Origin of the sequence: Mycolicibacter heraklionensis, from assembly GCF_001021505.1 — a bacterium.
Lineage (GTDB): Bacteria > Actinomycetota > Actinomycetes > Mycobacteriales > Mycobacteriaceae > Mycobacterium > Mycobacterium heraklionense.
Genome location: NZ_LDPO01000060.1, coordinates 1 through 1,248, shown reverse-complemented (window position 1 = coordinate 1,248; position 1,248 = coordinate 1). Strand labels below are relative to the sequence as shown.

Annotated in this window: 1 protein-coding gene and 1 pseudogene; both read left to right on the top strand. The window is 67.1% G+C overall.

The features are described from left to right. Positions 1-118 (top strand): annotated as a pseudogene (locus ABW16_RS27660) (IS30 family transposase); the annotation flags it as partial. A 92-nt stretch (positions 119-210) separates the two neighbouring features. Beyond that, positions 211-1,083 carry a hypothetical protein gene (locus ABW16_RS23630; protein WP_047321643.1) on the top strand — a complete coding sequence of 291 codons (873 nt, stop codon included), beginning with the start codon at positions 211-213 and terminating at the stop codon, positions 1,081-1,083. Positions 1,084-1,248 lie beyond the last annotated feature (165 nt).

Below are 1,248 nucleotides of genomic sequence, written 5' to 3'. Positions count from 1 at the left end.
CCAAGTCGCCGCCGAACTCAACGGCCGACCCCGCAAACGACTCGGCTGGCGAACCCCCGCCGAAGAACTCGACCGACTACTGTCAGACCCGTCCACATTTGTTGCAGCGACCGCCTGAATCCAGGCGCCGTTTTCTCGACGAAAACGCACACTCGATGGCCTGTGGATTGACGTCGACACCGGCGCGCCCCTGGATGCAACCCTGCGGTGGTGCAAGTCCCACGATGGCCGTTTCGGGCGACAGAAGCCTTGAACGCTCACCTCGTGACCCCTGACCTGCTGCGTCGCGACTATGTCACCATCTATCCCGGTGTCTGGGTGCCACGCGAGGCGGGCCTGACTCCCGTCCACCGGGCCCACGCCGCCTGGCTGTGGTCACGCCGCCACGGGGTGCTCGCCGGCCTGTCCGCGTCGGCGGTGCTCGGCGCGAAGTGGATCGACGCGGACACGCCCGCCGAGCTCATCCACGCCAACCGGCGGGCGCCACCGCTGCTCACCGTGCACAGCGACACTCTGCTGCCCGGCGAGACTCGGAAGGTACGCGGGCTGCCGACGACGACGGCTGCGCGCACAGCGTTCGACCTGGGTAGACACCTCGGTCTCTCCGAAGGGGTGCAGCGCATCGACGCCTTGATGAATGCCACCGATCTCAAGGCGGTGGAGGTCATGGCGGTGGCTGACGCCCACCGGGGCGCCCGCGGCCTGCGACAGCTCGACCAGACGTTGCAGCTCGTCGACGGCGGAGCCGACTCCCCATACGAATCGCTCACCCGATTACTCCTCGTGCACGCCGGCTTCCCGCGACCGCAGACCCAGATCCCGGTGTACGGGGACTACGGGCAACTCGTCGCCGTGATCGACCTGGGGTGGAAAGAGCACCTGGTCGGCGTCGACTTCGAAGGCGCGCACCATTGGACCGATCCCAAGCAGCGAGAACGTGACGCCGAGCGTTACAACGCCCTCCTCGAGCTGGGCTGGATCGACATCAAGCTGACCAGTCGCACGCTGCACGTGGCTCCGGACCGGTTCCTAGACCGAGTCGGGGCGGCCCTGATCGGCCGTGGCTGCCAGAAAACCTGGTGACGGGCTCGCCGAGTGTGCGTTTTGGTCGGCCGACGACCCCTGGATTCAGGCGGTCGCTGCAACAAATGTGGACGGGTCTGACAGTAGTCGGTCGAGTTCTTCGGCGGGGGTTCGCCAGCCGAGTCGTTTGCGGGGTCGGCCGTTGAGTTCGGCGGCGACTTGGTC